Source organism: Methylomicrobium agile (assembly GCF_000733855.1).
In the GTDB taxonomy this organism is placed as follows: domain Bacteria; phylum Pseudomonadota; class Gammaproteobacteria; order Methylococcales; family Methylomonadaceae; genus Methylomicrobium; species Methylomicrobium agile.
Map to the genome: position 1 here is coordinate 1,219,394 of NZ_JPOJ01000001.1, position 16,409 is coordinate 1,235,802.

Sequence of the window (16,409 nt, forward strand, 5' to 3'; positions counted from 1 at the left end):
TTCGTTCCCGCCAAACGCCACGCCGACAACAACCGGCGCCGTCAGGGCCGCACGCTGTAAAGCGTGCCGTGCGCCGGCAAACTCAGCACCAGGTATTGCACGCTGCTATCGACATCGCTGCCCTGAAGTGTCACTTTCACGGAATCGGCATTTTCCATGTCGTTGACCGTCACATCGTCGGCAGCCGGCGCATCGTTCACATTCGTAACGGTCAAGGTAAAGGTGCCGGCTACGCTGGCGCCCTGGCTGTCCGTCGCCGTGACCTTGACATGGATTTGGCCGACCTCGCCGTTTCCGGGAGTACCGGTAAAAGTTCTGGATTCGGCATCGAACGCCAGCCATCCGGGCAGCGCCCCGCTGCCTACCGGTGCGCCCGCCCCGTCGACCCATGCCGCGGCATAGGACAGCGTATCGGCGGCGTCCGCATCGGCAAAACTGTCCTCAGGTACCGAATAGCTGAAAACGCTATCTTCGGCGGCCGTTTGGTCGGCAAGCGCATGTTCGAGGGTCGGCGGCGTGTTCGGATCAATGACGACTCCGGTATCGATCACTCCGGCAGTCGTCGGGTTGTTGGCATAATCGTCGTCTACTGCCGCCAAATCGATCGTGTAATTACCGCCCGCCGTCAAACTTCGGATGCCGATATAGTAATCGCCGGACGCCGCCGGCATAAAGCCGAGTTTCGTGCCAATTGCGTCCGTTTGCCCTACGATGTTGCCGCTCGCATCGTAGATGACGAAAAACGCACTCCCGGAATCGGAAGTGACCGCATACAGGGTATTCGCCTGCAAAGCGGCTTTGAACCAATCCTGATCGCCCGCCAGGTTGAAAATACCGCTTGCACTGCCGCCGACTTCGATCGTGCCGGTCGTCGTGGTATTGTCGGTGTAGTCGTCCGGCGACGCCTCAACGTTCAACGTATAACCTCCCGGCGCAGTCCCGCTGATGCCGAGATAGTAAGTCCCCGAAACCGCCGGCATGAAACTGGAACCCGACACACCGACCGGGAGACCGTTTTCATCATAAACGAACACCAGCGCCGTGTCCTGCTCGCCAGCCGCCGTATAGTCGGCCGACAAGGCGTACAATTGATTCGCGTTCAAAGTGACCTGAAACCAGTCGCGATCGCCGTCCGCATTGATAATGCCCGTGGCGCTTTCGCCGACCGCAGCCGTGCCGGTCGTGGAGGCATTGTCGGTATAATCGTCCGGAGACGACGTCAGATTCAGCGTGTAGGCACCGGCCGCCGTGCCGCCGACGCCAAGATAGTAAGTGCCGGAAGCCGACGGCATAAAACTGCCTCCCGCCACGCCGACCGGCACGCCGTTCTCATCGTACACGAACACCCATCCGACATCCTGGTCACCGGCCTCCGTATAATTGACGGACATCGTATACAGCGTATTTTCGCTCAGGGTCGTTTTGAACCAGTCCTGATCGTCCGGAATATCGAGTATGCCGGTCGCGTTGCCGCCGACTTCGATCATACCGGTCGTGGTCGGATTGTTCGTATAATCGTCCGGCGATTCGCTCAGATTCAGCGCATAATCGCCTTCTGCCGTGCCGCTGACGCTGATGTAGTAGTTACCGGAGGTCGCCGGCATGAATGCCGCACCCAACCCGGAAGCCACGTTGCCGTCGGCGTCGAAAATGGAAATCCAGGTGCTATCGCCGGGATTTGCGGCGGTATACTCGGCGCTCACCTGATACAGGGTATTCGCATCCAACGTGGCTTTAAACCAATCGCGATCGCCGACGACATTTAGCGAGCCTGCCGCACTGCCGCCGGCGGCAATCGTACCGCTCGTCGTCTCGTTATCGGTATAATCGTCGGGAGAAGAGGCCAGGGTTAGCGTATAGCCGCTGCCTTCCGTAAGCAGCAATCCGCTGACATCGATATAATAAACTCCGGTGACCGACGGCATGAATCCCAGTTGCACGCCCGCTTGCCCGACCGGGTTTCCGCTTGCATCGTAGACGCTCAGCAGCCCTGTCGGAATGAATCCCAGTTCGCCCAAATCGATGCCTATATCGGTCGTGATTCGATAGAGCGTATTTCCGTTCAAGATGGCCTTGATCCAGTCGTGATCGCCTTGTACATCTATATTCCCACTGGCTGTACCGATTAATGTCGCGCTCATCTCGTCTCCTCAATAAAGTTGTGATTGTTTTATATTTTCTGTTGACGATACCGCACTTCGATATCCGAAATTATGACCCCAACAAATGAAAGACGCCCTATTTCTCGAAACTACGGCCAGTAAGACCAACCCGAAACGCTGCATTTTTCTTAAAGAAACGCGGCCATGAAAAATGCTCGGGTTCCCGCACCCGCCACCAGGCAGCGCAAATCCTCGGGATCGCCGAAATAATTGGGATCGAGCGAGGACAATACAAAGGATCGGCGGAAGCCAGGATCGCCTGCCCACTACTGCGCGGGCCGGCTCACATGCGCGGCCAGCGCAACGGCATGACATGCGGTAGGGAACCTCCTTCCGGGTATTCGGGCGTCAGGTTTCCGAAGCACCGGGGAAACGGTCCCGGTCAATAAGGGCTGACGGGCGGAGTCAACTCCTTATCCAGCTCTTCATCGATATTGAAGTGATACTCTTCATGCGCCTTGTCCTGCGGAATCTTGCCGTCGTGCACCAGATATTCGCGCTGCTGGAGATAGGCGTTCTTGAAGAACTCGTAACGGTCCAACGCCGCTTCGGTGGCAATCTTCTCGGAGGTGAGGTTGTCGGCACGAAAGTCGACCGCATTCGTCGCGAAGAGACCACCGGATATGGCGGTGGAAATACCGGTAGACAAGCCCAAACTCACGTAACTGATCGGATTCATCGCCGCATCGCCCATCAAGCCCCCCACGCCGCGCGGCGAACTGGGGCCGAAAAACGGCAGCACCAGATAAGGGCCGGTCGGAGTGCCCCAATAACCCAGCGTCTGATCGAAATCTTCGTTATGTTTTTGCAGGTGGATCATCGAGGCCACATCGATAAAACCCGCAAGGCCGGCCGTCGTATTCACCAGAAAGCGCGCGCCGTCCTGCCCGCCCTGAGCCATTTTCATCTGCAGCAAGTCGTTGATCGTGACGCCGATATCGCCGATATTGCTGAAAAAATTGGTAATCCCGCGATCGACGAAGTGGGGAGTGATCCATTGATAACCTTGCGCGACCGGTTTCATCACGTAGTCGTCGAGATTGTCGTTAAAGGATTGCATGTTGCGATTAAACCCTTCCCACGGATCGCGCTCATCCTTCAGTGCGCTCGCGCAACCGGCCGCTAACGATGCCAAGCCCAATATTGCCCCTTTCATGAGTATCTTAAACTTTTGCATTTGGCTCTCTCTATTTCGCTATGGTTTCAATACCGCTAAACTTTGCGTAACATATCACAAACGTAATCGCTCTTCGAGCGCACCACGGCCTCATTCTATCAACCCGCTTAATTCCCTTTTTAATGGATATATCCTCACTTCCTCTAGGCAAACGTTTTAGAGGTTATTTACCTGTCATTATAGACATCGAAACGGCCGGATTTAATCCGAAGAAGAACGCCTTGCTGGAAATTGCGGCAGTCATCGTAGAATTCAACGCGGAAGGTGATCTGGAGATCACCGAACGTTATTCCACCCATGTGATTCCGTTCAAAAATGCCGAACTCGACGAGTCCGCGCTCAAATTCAACGGCATCGATCCGTATCATCCGTTCCGGATGGCGATCGACGAGGACGAAGCGCTGCACATGATTTTCAGACCCATCCGGCAGGCGGTCAAACGCAATCTCTGCACCCGCGCCATCCTGGTCGGGCACAATCCGGCGTTCGATTTGAGCTTCCTGAATGCGGCGATTCAGCGCACGCAAAACAAACGCAGCCCGTTCCATCCGTTCAGCACCTTCGACACCGCCACGCTGGGCGGTCTCGCCTATCAGGAAACGGTACTGGCCAAAATCGCCAAAGCCGCCGGCCTCGAATGGGACAACGAGAAGGCCCATTCGGCGCTGTACGATGCGGAAATGACCGCCGCGCTATTCTGCAAGATCGTGAACCGGTGGAAGCAACTGGAAACGGCGGCAGGGAAACTTTAAGCGCGGTGCAGGCATGAGGTCAAAGCGTGTAGGGAGGATGCCGCCACGGACTGCATGGAGCGGTTGCCGGGGCAATCCGCCTTACGGGGTTCGGCCTTACGACATTAAAACCGGTAACTCAGGTTGGCATTCACGTTATGCGTGAGAACTGTGTCACCGCCGGTTTCCTGAATGGTTTGCCCCACATACCCCATGTCCACGCCGAGCTGCCGGTTGAGTTGGAAACTGAATCCCGCCATCGCGCGGTTTTCGCTGAAACCCGTCGCCCCGAAACTATTGGCGTTCAGATGGCAGAGCACCTCGTCGCCCAAGTACAGCGACAGTTTCGGATCGATGAATGCCAGGGGAAGCCGGAGCGTGGCCATTTGTCGCAGACGGATACCCACGTTGCCCGTAGACTGGTTGACCCGCTCTTCCAGACGGGTGCGGAGCTTGGCCTTGAAGCGCGCGACCGGAAAGTCGAACAGCAGGTCCTGGTAGGGCCGGCTTTCGTGGTAGTCGGTCTTGCCGAGAGAATGATGCCAATCATGGACATAGCCCAGCCAGACGCTGGCGTAGGAATTGACGGAAAAGCCCATCTGCGCATAGAACTGGTCTTCGTTGAGGCGCCAGGCAGAGGGACTGTCGTCCCGCAGGCGCGTCTGATCGATAAGGGTCCAGCGGAATCCCCGAAGCCCGGGAGAGAAATCGCCGAGCTTTCCGGAAAGAGTGAGCGAACTCCAACTGCCCGCCATGTTTTCCACGGAATCGGCTTGTGCCGTTGCCCCCCACAGGCTGCCCGCCAGCAGGACGAACCCAGCCGATCTGGCGGGCAATTTGTGGAAATGAAGATTGTTTAGCGCTTTGCTAACGATTCCGGACATCGTTGGCATCCGTATTGTTTTGCAAAATTCATAAAAGGGAACGGAGCGAAGCCAGCCGTTCCCTGGATAAATCAAGGCAACACTTTGAGTTGTTTGACCTCCAATTCTTCCGCCTCGCCGAAGTCTTTGTCGAACTCGCCGCTGATTTCCACTCGGGTCTTGGCGTCAAGGGTTTGGCCGGCCGGCAGCAGTTGCGGTTCGATTTCCACGCGCAATTTACCGCTGTCATCGGCAAAGGTGTAATGTTTGCCGCCGTCGTGCGACACTAGCCGGCCGCGTAAGGTCGCGTATTGGTCGTCCGTGCCGGTATCCAGCAATTGCTTGACGGTCATGGCCGGCACATTGCTTGGGCCGGCGTATTCCGCCAGCGCGGCATTGGCAACGAAAGCGAGAATAATCAAGGTCGTTAAGGTCGATAAGCGTTTCATGGCTGCTTCTCCAAATAATCGATAAATGAAAGGCACGTCCCGTACAAACGTGGGTATGCACCGGGATCGTGGCAACCATTTGACCATGCGGCGATGAAGCGAATATGAAGCTAAACGGCGTTTTTTTCCTGCCCGGCGATGGGAAAGTCCAGCACTGCGCTCAAGCCGCGTTGATCGAGGCCGGTCTCGAAATGCAGCGTGGCGCCGTGCAGCGCGGCAATGCGCTCGACGATGGACAGCCCTAGGCCGCTACCGCTCCGGTCGCTGCCGAGCACCCGAAAAAAACGCCCGGCCAGCCGACTGCGCTGGGATGCTTCGACTCCCGGACCGTCGTCGCGCACCGCCAGACGTATCCCGCCGGCAATATACTGCGCTTCGATGCGCACCCGGCACCCCGGCGGGCAGTAACGCAGCGCGTTGTCGAGCAAATTGCGCAGCGCGATACGCAACAGATCCGTGTTGCCGACTAATGCCGCCACGCGGCACTCCACGGCCAACCCGATCTGTCCGGTTTCGGCTTGGGGCAAATGATAGCAGCGCAGTTCGTCGAGCAAATCCGGCAACGCCACAGGTTCGCGCGGCAATGCCGACGCCTGGGCGGCATCGAAACGGGCCAGCGCCAGCAGATTTTCGATCAGCGCGGTGCAGCGGTCGGTGTCCTGGTAGAGCTGGCGTAACGACGGCCGATGCTCGGGATGCTGCCGTTCCAGCAACTGGATCTTCATCCGCAGCGCGGACAGCGGCGTGCGCAATTCGTGGGCGGCGTCCGCGGTGAAGCGGCGTTCGGCTTGCAGCGCATGGTCCAAACGGCCCAACACGGTATTGAGCGCATTGACGATCGGTTGCAATTCCACCGGTTGTTCGACAACCGCCACCGGCGTCAAGTCTTCCGGCGTCTTGCCGGCGATGGTCAACGCCGTTTGTTCGATCGGTCCGATCAACCGGCTGATCGCCAGCCAGATAACCGCGCCGAGTAATGCCAGTAACGTCATGGCCGGCCAGATCAGATCGTCCGCCAATTCTTCGAGAATTTCGGTGCGTGCTTCCAGCGGCTGGCCGACCTGGACTTCGAGGCCGCCCTCTTCGTCGCGCAAGACGAATACCCGCCACGGCGCCATGCCGACCCATGCGGTTCGAAACCCTTTGTGCCGATCGAAATCGGTCACGAACGGTTCATCGGGGGTCGGCCCGGTGCGGCGCAATACGCGGTTGTTGGCGACGAGTTGGTAATAAATGCCGGCATGGCGGCGGTCGCGGTCTATCGGGTCGGTATTCGCCACGGCCGGCCCGGACAAATCGGCTCCGGCCGCGCGAATCAATTGCGCGGCGTCTTCCAGACCGTCGTCGAACACATCGTTGGTTTCGTCCCAGGCAATATTGACCATGATCGCCAAACTGATCGACCATAACAGCGCGCTGGCCCCCAGCACCGAAACCAACAATCGCCTACGCAGCGAATAAACGCCGCCGGTCTTGCCGCGCAGCCATTGCGAAAGCCAACCGGTCACGGCGCTTCCAGCACATAACCCAGGCCGCGCAGGGTGCGGATCAGGCGGCGCCCCAGCTTTTTGCGCAGGTGGTAAATGTGTACCTCGACCGTATTGCTTTCCACTTCCTCGCCCCAGCCGTACAGGGCGTCTTCGAGCCGATCGCGACTGACCGGCCGGCCGCCGTGCAGCATTAAGGCATGGAGGATGGCGAATTCTCGTGCCGTCAACACGACGGCCGCCCCGTTTTGGGTAATCTGTTTGCCTGCCGGGTCAAGCACGATGCCGCCGTGACGCAGCACGCCGGCGGCCTGCCCGGAGCCGCGCCGGATAGCGGCGCGGAGGCGCGCCGATAATTCTTCCAAGTCGAAAGGTTTCACCAGATAATCGTCGGCGCCGAGATCAAGGCCCGCAATGCGGTCCGACAAGGCGTCGCGGGCGGTAATCAGCAATACCGGCATGTCGTTGCCATGAGCCCGCAGGCCGGAGAGCAAACGGTCTCCGCTCAATCCCGGCAAACCACGGTCGAGTAGTAGACATTGGTAAGATTGGGTACGCAACGCCAATTCGGCATGGTCGCCGCGTTTAACCCAATCGACCGCATAGCCGTCGAGTTGCAGCCAGGATTGCAGGGTGGCGCCTAACGACGGATCGTCTTCGGCGAGCAGGATACGCATAATCTATCGAAGGCGGGCTATACCGGTTTTGAAAGACTTGTTCAAGGATTGATCATTGCCCCGTAAGGCGGAACCGGTTTACCTGGTCTGCCATTGGGAACGGGCCATGATGCCGACCGGTTTCTGTGAGCTTGGAGCGATAAATCAAGCTTTGTGTTTTTATCGTCTTTGGATTGGCGGATCGCCTTCGGCATCCACGGCTTCAAGCGCGAAGAATTTATGCAATGGATCACCGGCATGCATATTTAAATTATCCACCATCCAGATAATCCGTTCGGCCCGAGGATAAAGCTCAGTTGAGTACCGCCTCCAACCTTTCATGTAAACGCTACCTAACGCGTTCAACGGTATGCGTTGAAATGCCCAAAGCCTCACGGATTTCACTATCGGTCCTTTTTTCACCGGCATCGCAGACACCGGCCTTGAGCAAATTGGGGCATATAATCTTTTATACGCCGCTATTTTTCCCTTATAAACCCTATCTTCTAAATCGGTACGCTCTTCCTGCGTGAGTCGCATTCTGTATTGAGTAGCCAAACCAACACCGTTCATGTAAATTCCTCTATATAGGCTACTTAGCCGCCATATCAAGATTGACTGACTGTTACGACTTAATTTTTCAATAACTTGTTAGAATGTCGGAGACTGGCAGCAGCGTAACCCGCAGCCCGTTTAATGTATGCCGGCTATAGCGTTCAACGCTATCCCCAATTGCTTTAACCGATCGCTGGTTTCGGTGTCGAACTTGAAAGTTTGCAGTGTCGGCGGCAATTCTCTCAGCAATTCAGGATTGCCCTCCAGCCATTCGTTTTGCACGGTTCCCGCCCAAGTTCGGCTTGGGTCTAAAAAGGTATCGCGCAACTGATCCAGTTCTTGCTGGCAAAACGCAGAAAAGCCGGAAGCCTCGAAAATGCCGTAAATCAAGTAATGCTCCAATACCCTTAAATCCGCTTCCACTTCGGCGATCATCGCGTCCTTGCCGTCGCCGTTTTCCGGCGAGGGTAGGTTCTCGGCCAGCGTTTTGGCGGCATGAACCGCGATGGTGGCAAAGGCATTGGCGCCAATCAGAGCCTCAAGCGCCGGCCCGACGGTCGGCCCCAACACTTCCCGGCGCTCTTGCTCATCGGTCAGCAACTTGATGCCGTGATTGACGTAGGGTTTCAACCGTCCCAGAGCCGGTTCGCCGCCGGAATAGTAATTGTCAATAATTTCAATATCCGCGCCGATATTTTCCCGCGCTTTCTTGCGGGTATCGCTGCCTACCGGCCCGCGTATCAGCAATTCGACCACCGGCCGGGCAAAACGTAAAAATAACGTGTTCAGGCTATGTTCCAGCAGCAAGACGTACTGTTCGTCATTCTCGATCAAGCGCTTTTTAACGGCTTTGCTGCCCCATAATTGTTTTTCCAGTTCGCCGATTACATCCAGGGCTTCCTGCTGTAATTCCAACGCCAGATTTTTCGCCAGCTCCGCAATCATCTGGCGGACATCGCTATGCAATGCTTCCCGCCAATGAATATTGGCTTTGCCCGCATCAAAGACAGGATTGCTGACGCTATCGAAAATCTGCTGCCGTTTTTCCAATTGCCTGGAGGGCAAGCCGTTCATTTTTTCCCTGACCAAGTTTTCATACCGCTCCCGAAACAATTGCCGGTTTTTCACGGAAAGTTCGTTGCCGTCCCGAAAGCGATTGTTGACGTCGGCGCGGATTTTTTGCCAGCGGTTATGCCACCATTGGCTGAACGCTTCGCGGTTATTGTTTTCCTGGGCGCGTTGGGCTTGCGCCGGGTCTTCCGGGTAAACGGCGGCGACCGTTTGATAAATTTCGCGGGCGGATAGAACAATGTCGTTAATCATGCCGTCGCAACGTTTTTTCAGCAACGCGGTGCGTTCGTTGTCCAGGTAATGCTGGATGCGCTGTTGCAATTCGTCAATGCCGGTAGCCTTTTTCACTTTGTCGGGCTGGCCGATGCCGGTCAACGACTGCATTTTTTGCAGCGTTTGCTCAAAACTGCCTACTTGCGGAATGTCAAAGCCGTGCAAAACCAAATGCGCCCCGGCGGAACCGCGCACGATGCGCTGTTCCGGTATTTGCTGCGCCGCCCATTTTTGCAGCAATTGCCGCCAGTTGTCGTCCAGCACCTGTTGCGAAGGTTGCAGGTCGATTTGTCCCCAAAACACAAACAATTTATCGGCCAGTTTCAAATACGGATCGCCTTCCGCGCCGAATTTAATCAAATCCTGCTCGTGCGCTTTCAGGTCAATATCGCGGCGCTGCACCAGAATAATCGCATCGCAATCGGCCAGCATATCCCTCGACTCCTCGATATGCTTGGCCAAACCGGAATCCAGTCCCGGCACGTCGTAGAATACCACGCCGTCCACCGCCGCCAGCCTGGACGTATAGAGCCGGGCTTCGTGCATGGCATGGGCGTAGCGTTCGTCGGCAACATAACGCGTCAGTGACTCCTTCACTTCTTCCAGACGACTGAAACCGTAGGTTTTTCTGCCCTCTTGAATGATTTCATGCAAGGTTCCGCGATGTTGTTCGATCACCATTAAATCATTATCGGCTTTTTGCGCCGCGCTTTTATCCGGGCTCTCGGCTTGCTCGCGTAAATCCTTCTGGTAAGCCGAAAATTCTTGCTCGGTTTTCGGCAAGGTTTCCAGGCGCTGTTCGCTATCGTGCGGGACGGAATAAATCTGCGTCGTAGTAAACGTGCAACGGGCGGTTTTTGCGGGCAGCAGATCACAGCCCAACCAAGCATTAACAAAAGTGCTTTTGCCGGCTTTTTCCAAACCGACCACGGCGATGCGGAACTCGCCGTTTTGCAGGCGCCGCATTAGTTTTTCCGCCGGCTCACCAGCCTTGCGCAGCTTGTCTTTTTGTTCAGGGGTGATCCGTAATTCGGCAACGGATGCCAATTCAAGCAGATCCAAGGCATGGCGACGCACGTCCAGAGCGGTTTTAAGCTGGTGGGCGTAATGGGTTGAGGCGGTTTTCCAGTCCATAATCATGCTTTGTCGTGAAGTTATAGGGGAAAAAAGGGCTGAGTCGAGTCTGACGCTCTGAATCTAGCGAGTTTCAAGATTTCAGCGGAAGGATCAGGCTTAATTTTCCCAATAATGCCCAGTTTGCTGCGGTCGTTTTTAATTGATGGCTCAGCTAATAATTTTACCCGCAAGAAAAACCGGCTTTCGCTGGTGGTATCAAGCTCTTCATCGGTGCAAATTACCCGCTCGTCAATTGTATTGACGTCTGGATCTCTCTCAGGATAGCAATAAGCGCGAACGGCATTTTTGATTAACTGTTCGATTTGGTTTTTAGTAACAATTTGATTGGTTTGACTGGCGGAAAAACCTGCCAATTGATTGGCGGGGAGGATCAACAATAAGTGGTGCGGCTGATAATCAGGGGATTGTGGTTGTATATTTCTACCTTTTCCAGAGCTTGTATGACCAAGTCTTGCCGATTTTGTATTATTAGCCCAATAATACATTGCTATTCCTAAAACCAGCAAACTACCGCCCGCAATAAACAGTTTTACACCTATGCTCATCGCAACATTCTCTGAAACCATCTCTTCTTCCTCTTTTTCTAATTGCTCAGTGACATCTTTTTGTAGGTCATTAATCTTGCATTGGATTGCAGATATTAGTTCACCCTTTTTGTTAAAAGCATTAGTTACATAGGCGGGTTCTTGTAAATGCTGAGAAAAATCCTTCAGTAACTCATCCAATTTAGAGAATTTTTCTTTATTCCATTTTTCTTGAATACCTTCCTCTAATCTACCTAAAACACGAAGCACTCTATTAGTATTATAGGAGTCATCGTTCATTATAAATACTCCTCATTCAGCTGCTTAAGTTGATCTACTACCTGTTGCGATTGTTCATACAAAGGCAGCCAGCATTGCTGCGCTTTTTGGTAATCATTGCGATGTTGCTGATGAGCCTGTATCAGCTTGGCGTCAAAATCGCGTTGCACAAATTCCTGTTTTAAATCTATTTTGTCATTTAATTGGTCAATGTAGTCTATTATCATCCTTGAAAATACCTCAGCACGCATACCAACCTGATTGACTATGTCATGGTGAAAGCTAACATGTAATGCTTCCGGATCGGGCAGGGTCTTATAATAAATCCTTTTAGTAGAGAGCCACAGCGTCCACCAAATACGTTCATCCCTCCAGTCAGATTTTAGTTCGGATTGTAGACGAACCGGACCGATTTCAGGCGGGCTTAAACCATCCAACACTGACTCGCCCATGTTCAGGTTCCATTCCCGCGCGATGCCATCAATGCCAGCCTGCAAATACCGCAAATACGTTTTCATCAATAAATCCATCGCATCATGAATGCGTTTACTTTCTTGCTGACTTTGCAATTCTAAGCACTCAGTGACAATATTGTTCAGCCCATCAAGAAACATATCTAAGCTTTCTTGGATGTCATCCTTCCGTGAATTGTCAGATATTTGAGAAAAATCCTTTAAATCTCTTGCGTAGCGTTTGCAAATGAAAGCCAAGTGGTCTTGAAGTGATTTAGGCAAGTTTTCTACCGACGTGCCGGCAAAACTGGGAGATCCATTGACTAATGATTGTTTCATGGCGTCCAGCACCTCTGTTGCCGACTTTCTTAATTGGAATTCCCAGTCACTCAATGGGCGTAATTTGTTTTCATCTAACCGGCTCTGGAAAATTTCGGTATCAAGCAAACCTTCAATAAAGATATCCAATACGGAATCCATTGAGAGGGCATCTAATTCTTTTTTATAGCTTATAATTTTTTCTACCAACTCTTTTAGCTCTCCGTCTGAAGCTAACAGATAATTTAGCTCTCCGTCTGAAGCTAACAGATAACTTGTCACAACTGAATTTGCATCCGACTTTTGTAGCTCTCCGCCTGACTTTATGAACTCTAACAGAGACTCTCTCTTCGACTCTGGCCGTTTCTCAAATTCGTCATTTAATTCTTTTAGGTTACCTTGAATTTTCTGTCTTTTTTTTAGAGTTTCATTTAACCGACCAATAGGTCTAAGTAATTGCTGCTTTGCCTCCGCAATAAACTCTTTCAACTTAGCTTCTTGTTCAGCCAGTTTTTTTTGAGCTTTTTCGAAGTTTTCATCCGAACTGTTTAACTGCGCTTCGCATGTTCTGTCCAGACGGCCGATGTCTTCCTGGACTTGGTTCACGAAACGCTTGACTATGCTGGGGATGACCAAGGCGGGAAAATGCCGCTGAATGTGGCTGCCCAAGCAACTATAAAACTCCGCTCCATAGCTGCTTTTCCAAGCGGTATCACTAATCCGCTTAAAATCCTGGTCGCTCCATTTATTGATGTCGCGCGGTAAATCGCCAAGCACGTCATTAATCAGTGGCTTGAAGTGGTTCTCCAATTCTCCTGCATCGGCTACACGATCGCTGCCCGCTCTTATGAGTAGGGCATACAGCGCCGGCAAGGAACTTAACGGGCAATAGGTTATATCTTTCAGCTTATCGCGGTGTTCGGGCAATCCGTCGTGCAAAATGTTATGAATCTCTTTCCGCACTTTGTCGATGTGTTCTTCTTGGCGACGTTGCCAGCCGTCATCTTTACGGAACACATCAATACGATTGAGCACGAATAGCATCCGTGCCGGCGATCCGCCCATGTTTTTGACTTGTTTCAGGACTTGCTGAACCAATTCCCGTCGCCGATTCTCGTCGGTTTCCTCCATGTTGTAGGCGACCAGACATAACGCATCCTTGCATTTTTGAATGACTTCAGCATTGGTAATGTCGCCTTGATTGCGTAAGCCGGGCAAATCCATCAATTGAAATTGGGTGCTTTGAGGTAAGCCGGATAAGTTCAAGAGTTCGTCAGGATTGCTAAAACAGGCTAATGGATACGTCAACTCTATGTTCGGCGTTTCCGGTTGGTTTTCGCCTCTGTTTTGATTAAAACTATCCATAATGTTCGTTAATTTTTCACGAATCTCTTTATCCGACAAATCCGACCATTCGCCACATTTCCATTTCGCACGGTTAGTCTTGTGTACTTTCAAATGGCGGCGACCTTCAGGGCTGTGTTTGATGTACACCACGCCGGCACTCATTTCTTGCGCCATGCGCGGCATTAAATCGGCACCACAAAGCAGATTGACGAGGGTGCTTTTGCCGCTGCTGGTCGTGCCGGTGGTCGCCAGAATCAGCGTTGGCGCGTTCAAATCGTTATACAAATGCTGTAAAGCCTTTCGGAAGGAGTCGTTTAATTCGCTGAACTGTTTAAAATCTTTGCTCAGGTGTGGATTGTCCGATTGCGCGGCTACTAGGTCGCGGTAAAGAGCGTTCCAGTTCTGTTCAATTTGCTGTGCTTGTTGGCTGAGTTGGTCAAAAATATTGTCAGTCGTCATCGTTGGGTTGTAAGGTCGTAGATGTGAGGCCGCCCGATTGTGGTAAATGGCTTCCAAGTTCTGTTTAATTTGTTTTGCTTGCTGGCCGAGTTGGCTAAAAATATTGTCGGTCGTCATCGTTGGGTCTTCGGGTTGTGGAGGTAAGGTAAAGTTAAAGTCGGTCATGCCGTAGTTTTTGACGATCGAGGGAAACCCATCGGTAAAACCCTGGCCTATGGCGCGAAATTTCCATTCGGAGCGATGGCGGTAGATTTCGCCGAATAGCATGGCGGTTTCTGAGCCGGTATAGTCGTTCAGGTCAAAACGCACTATTTCTTGTTGATTGCCGGGGTTGACGAGACGGATAAAAGCCGAGTGGACCATGCCGAAGTTCTGTCGCCGCGTTTGCGCGTCGTGAATGTGGGCGACGATGACCAGCTTGCTGACGCCACCAGGAATTTGCGATAGGATAATGTGGAAGCTTGCGTTGTCGCCGTTTGCCGTGGGGCTATTGCCGAGGTATTTAATTGATTCGTCAGTGGATTTTCCGTTGTTATAGAAAATCAGGTCGTTGTTGTTGCGCACTTTTCCCGTTTCGGTGAGCAAAAAAACGCTGGCGTGCAAATCAAAGGCGCAATTTTCATGAAGAGTTATCCAACCCAGGCCAGCGACGATGTTGTCTGCCGACCTTTCTTTGCTCAGTGAAACGTTGCCGCCTTTAACAAGAATGATCGACATGTTTATTATCTCCTCTAAGCATCTTGTCTCGTTTGCTGGAATTTGGGCAGCGATGAAATTAAACGCACTCTAAAAACAGTTATCGGTATTGTGGCTTCCAGAATGGCGCTCTTCGATTAACTATAGAATGATTATACAAATTGTATTGATTGGGTTCTGCTAAAAATTTAGCTGTTTAGGAAACTAACTGCTTGTCTGATCCAAAAACTCATCGACCATTCCGGCAAACCGGTTCGGCTTAGTTATATTTGCCTCCACAGCTCTCGCAAAGCTTTGGGCCGATGATAACACCGCTTATTTGTTCATAACAATGCTCCAACCGCAGGATGGGCAGGTAAATTTAAAACAGGGGTTGGCTGGCGGCACGGCCAAGGGTTCCCGTGCTATCAGGTTGGCCTCATTGTTTCACATACTCACCGAGTATTTGCAGTAACGTTTGGCGCAACTCATCCGGGCTGATAATCCACACATTCGGCACCCAAAACTTAATCAGCGGCAAAATCTGGTTGTCGTGTGCGACCAACGAGGAAACGATCAGGCTGCCGTCTTCGAGTTCCTTGTCGATGGTTTGCCTGGGCAACAGGTTGCGGCGCTTGAAATAGTGGGCAACCCCGGCATCGACTTTCAAAACGACTTCGCGCTTGTCCTGGTTGTACCAGATGCCGTCTTCCTGTTCGATGACGGCAAGTGTTTCCGCATCCGGCTCGAAACGATGTTCGTCGAATTGCAAGGCTTTAAGCTGGCTGAAACAGAACGCTTTGAGCTGGCGGTCATGCACGGTGGCCAGATACCAGATGCCGTTGTGGTTGACCAGTTTGTATGGCTGGATGCCGGTATAGGTTTTATCTTTATAGCTAAAGTGGATCAGCCGGCACTGATTGATAGCTTGCTCCAGATGCCTGAATTCATCGGTTTTATCGCTGAGGTCTTCGTACTGGTGGCCTTTGACCAGATACGCCTGGTTAATGCGGCTGTCGAACAGCTCCCGCAGAAACGGATCGTCGAGGTCAGGGAACAGGTCTTTGACGCCGGACAATGCGGCGAAGCGGTGAATATCGCCGGTGGTGAGTTTCCCCAGATAATAGGGTTCGAGTACGAAACAGTGCCCGTCCTTGGTCAGCGGCAAAAATGCCAGGCGTTCGAGCAAGTCGCGCTGGATCGTGCGGAGCGTAACTCCGAAATGTTCGGCGAGCGAATGCGGATCAAGTTTTTCACCGTTGTTGAGCCGAATCAGAATGTCGGCCAGACGGGTGGCGATTTTGTCGTGGGATGAAGAGCGGTGGGTTGGAGCCATGCTGACATATTCGGTGGCATTGGACATGGGCCAATAATAACAGGAGGGAATGACAGGTTGTGTCATTGGCAAAAAAGATTTGATTATTTTTTACGTACGTAGGCCATCCTTAATAGAGTCAGTTAACTTGAAATACAAGGATAGAGTTTGGCCAATTTTCGCCGTGCTTTTTGAGTCGTAAACGGCCAGTTAACCAATGCACTTTGTCCTCTAACAGCCGAAATATCAAAGCCTTGCGATAACCGCTTTTGGCAATCCGTTCATGCCGGCAACGCCGTGGTTGGTTTTGGGTTCATTGGGTCAGGCGAACTGCGGAGTTCGCAGCACCCTGTAAGCATTCGGTTTAATTCCCGCCTACTTTTTAATGGCGCGTAGTATCTGGAAAAGTTAGGCCGTTGTAATGGGAGAACTGCAGAAGTTTTTAGCGCTTTCGTACTTTACAAGCATTGACGCTGCCT

At 52.6% G+C, this 16,409-nt stretch carries 12 protein-coding genes; 1 reads left to right on the forward strand and 11 read right to left on the reverse strand.

The features are described from left to right. Nucleotides 1–41: 41 nt before the first annotated feature. Both CC94_RS0105875 and CC94_RS0105885 read right to left on the reverse strand, forming a co-directional pair. A complete protein-coding gene (locus tag CC94_RS0105875) occupies nt 42–2,141 on the reverse strand; it encodes a putative Ig domain-containing protein (protein WP_031430162.1) in 2,100 nt (699 codons plus the stop codon). A 403-nt stretch (nt 2,142–2,544) separates the two neighbouring features. Continuing rightward, complete coding sequence (locus CC94_RS0105885) at nt 2,545–3,339, reverse strand: MlaA family lipoprotein (RefSeq protein ID WP_031430163.1); 795 nt, start codon at nt 3,337–3,339, stop codon at nt 2,545–2,547. Nucleotides 3,340–3,461: 122 nt separating this feature from the next. On the opposite strand from CC94_RS0105885, the gene rnt reads away from it, so the two are divergent. Next, the gene (rnt, locus tag CC94_RS0105890; RefSeq protein ID WP_031430165.1) at nt 3,462–4,091 is read left to right on the forward strand and encodes a ribonuclease T; all 630 of its coding nucleotides are present in this window, start codon (nt 3,462–3,464) and stop codon (nt 4,089–4,091) included. Between the two features lie 104 nt (nt 4,092–4,195). On the opposite strand, the gene CC94_RS0105895 is transcribed toward rnt, so the two are convergent. The 9 genes from CC94_RS0105895 to CC94_RS0105940 form a co-directional block, all read right to left on the reverse strand. Then, entirely contained in the window at nt 4,196–4,954 is a 759-nt protein-coding gene (locus CC94_RS0105895; protein WP_031430167.1) for a DUF2490 domain-containing protein, read from the reverse strand. Between the two features lie 71 nt (nt 4,955–5,025). Then, nucleotides 5,026–5,382 (reverse strand): YgiW/YdeI family stress tolerance OB fold protein, encoded by a 357-nt coding sequence (locus tag CC94_RS0105900; RefSeq protein WP_005368751.1) that lies wholly within the window; start codon nt 5,380–5,382, stop codon nt 5,026–5,028. Between the two features lie 110 nt (nt 5,383–5,492). After that, nucleotides 5,493–6,890: a sensor histidine kinase gene (locus CC94_RS0105905; RefSeq protein WP_005368753.1), complete on the reverse strand. Its 1,398-nt coding sequence runs from the start codon at nt 6,888–6,890 to the stop codon at nt 5,493–5,495. Continuing rightward, on the reverse strand, nt 6,887–7,546 hold the full coding sequence (locus CC94_RS0105910; RefSeq protein WP_031430171.1) for a response regulator: 660 nt from the start codon (nt 7,544–7,546) through the stop codon (nt 6,887–6,889). Before CC94_RS0105910 ends, CC94_RS0105905 begins: the two co-directional genes overlap by 4 nt. A 159-nt stretch (nt 7,547–7,705) precedes the next feature. Continuing rightward, nucleotides 7,706–8,098, reverse strand: a complete 393-nt coding sequence (locus CC94_RS23625) for a hypothetical protein (protein WP_157203383.1) — start codon at nt 8,096–8,098, stop codon at nt 7,706–7,708. A gap of 120 nt (nt 8,099–8,218) precedes the next feature. Then, on the reverse strand, nt 8,219–10,558 hold the full coding sequence (locus CC94_RS0105920; RefSeq protein WP_031430172.1) for a dynamin family protein: 2,340 nt from the start codon (nt 10,556–10,558) through the stop codon (nt 8,219–8,221). Nucleotides 10,559–10,578: 20 nt separating this feature from the next. Beyond that, on the reverse strand, nt 10,579–11,385 hold the full coding sequence (locus CC94_RS0105925; RefSeq protein ID WP_031430174.1) for a hypothetical protein: 807 nt from the start codon (nt 11,383–11,385) through the stop codon (nt 10,579–10,581). Then, nucleotides 11,385–14,657 carry a TerD family protein gene (locus tag CC94_RS22865; protein WP_084675303.1) on the reverse strand — a complete coding sequence of 1,091 codons (3,273 nt, stop codon included), beginning with the start codon at nt 14,655–14,657 and terminating at the stop codon, nt 11,385–11,387. The genes CC94_RS0105925 and CC94_RS22865 overlap by 1 nt, the downstream gene beginning before the upstream one ends. A 397-nt stretch (nt 14,658–15,054) precedes the next feature. Further along, entirely contained in the window at nt 15,055–16,017 is a 963-nt protein-coding gene (locus CC94_RS0105940; RefSeq protein WP_245619704.1) for a helix-turn-helix transcriptional regulator, read from the reverse strand. Nucleotides 16,018–16,409: the final 392 nt, after the last annotated feature.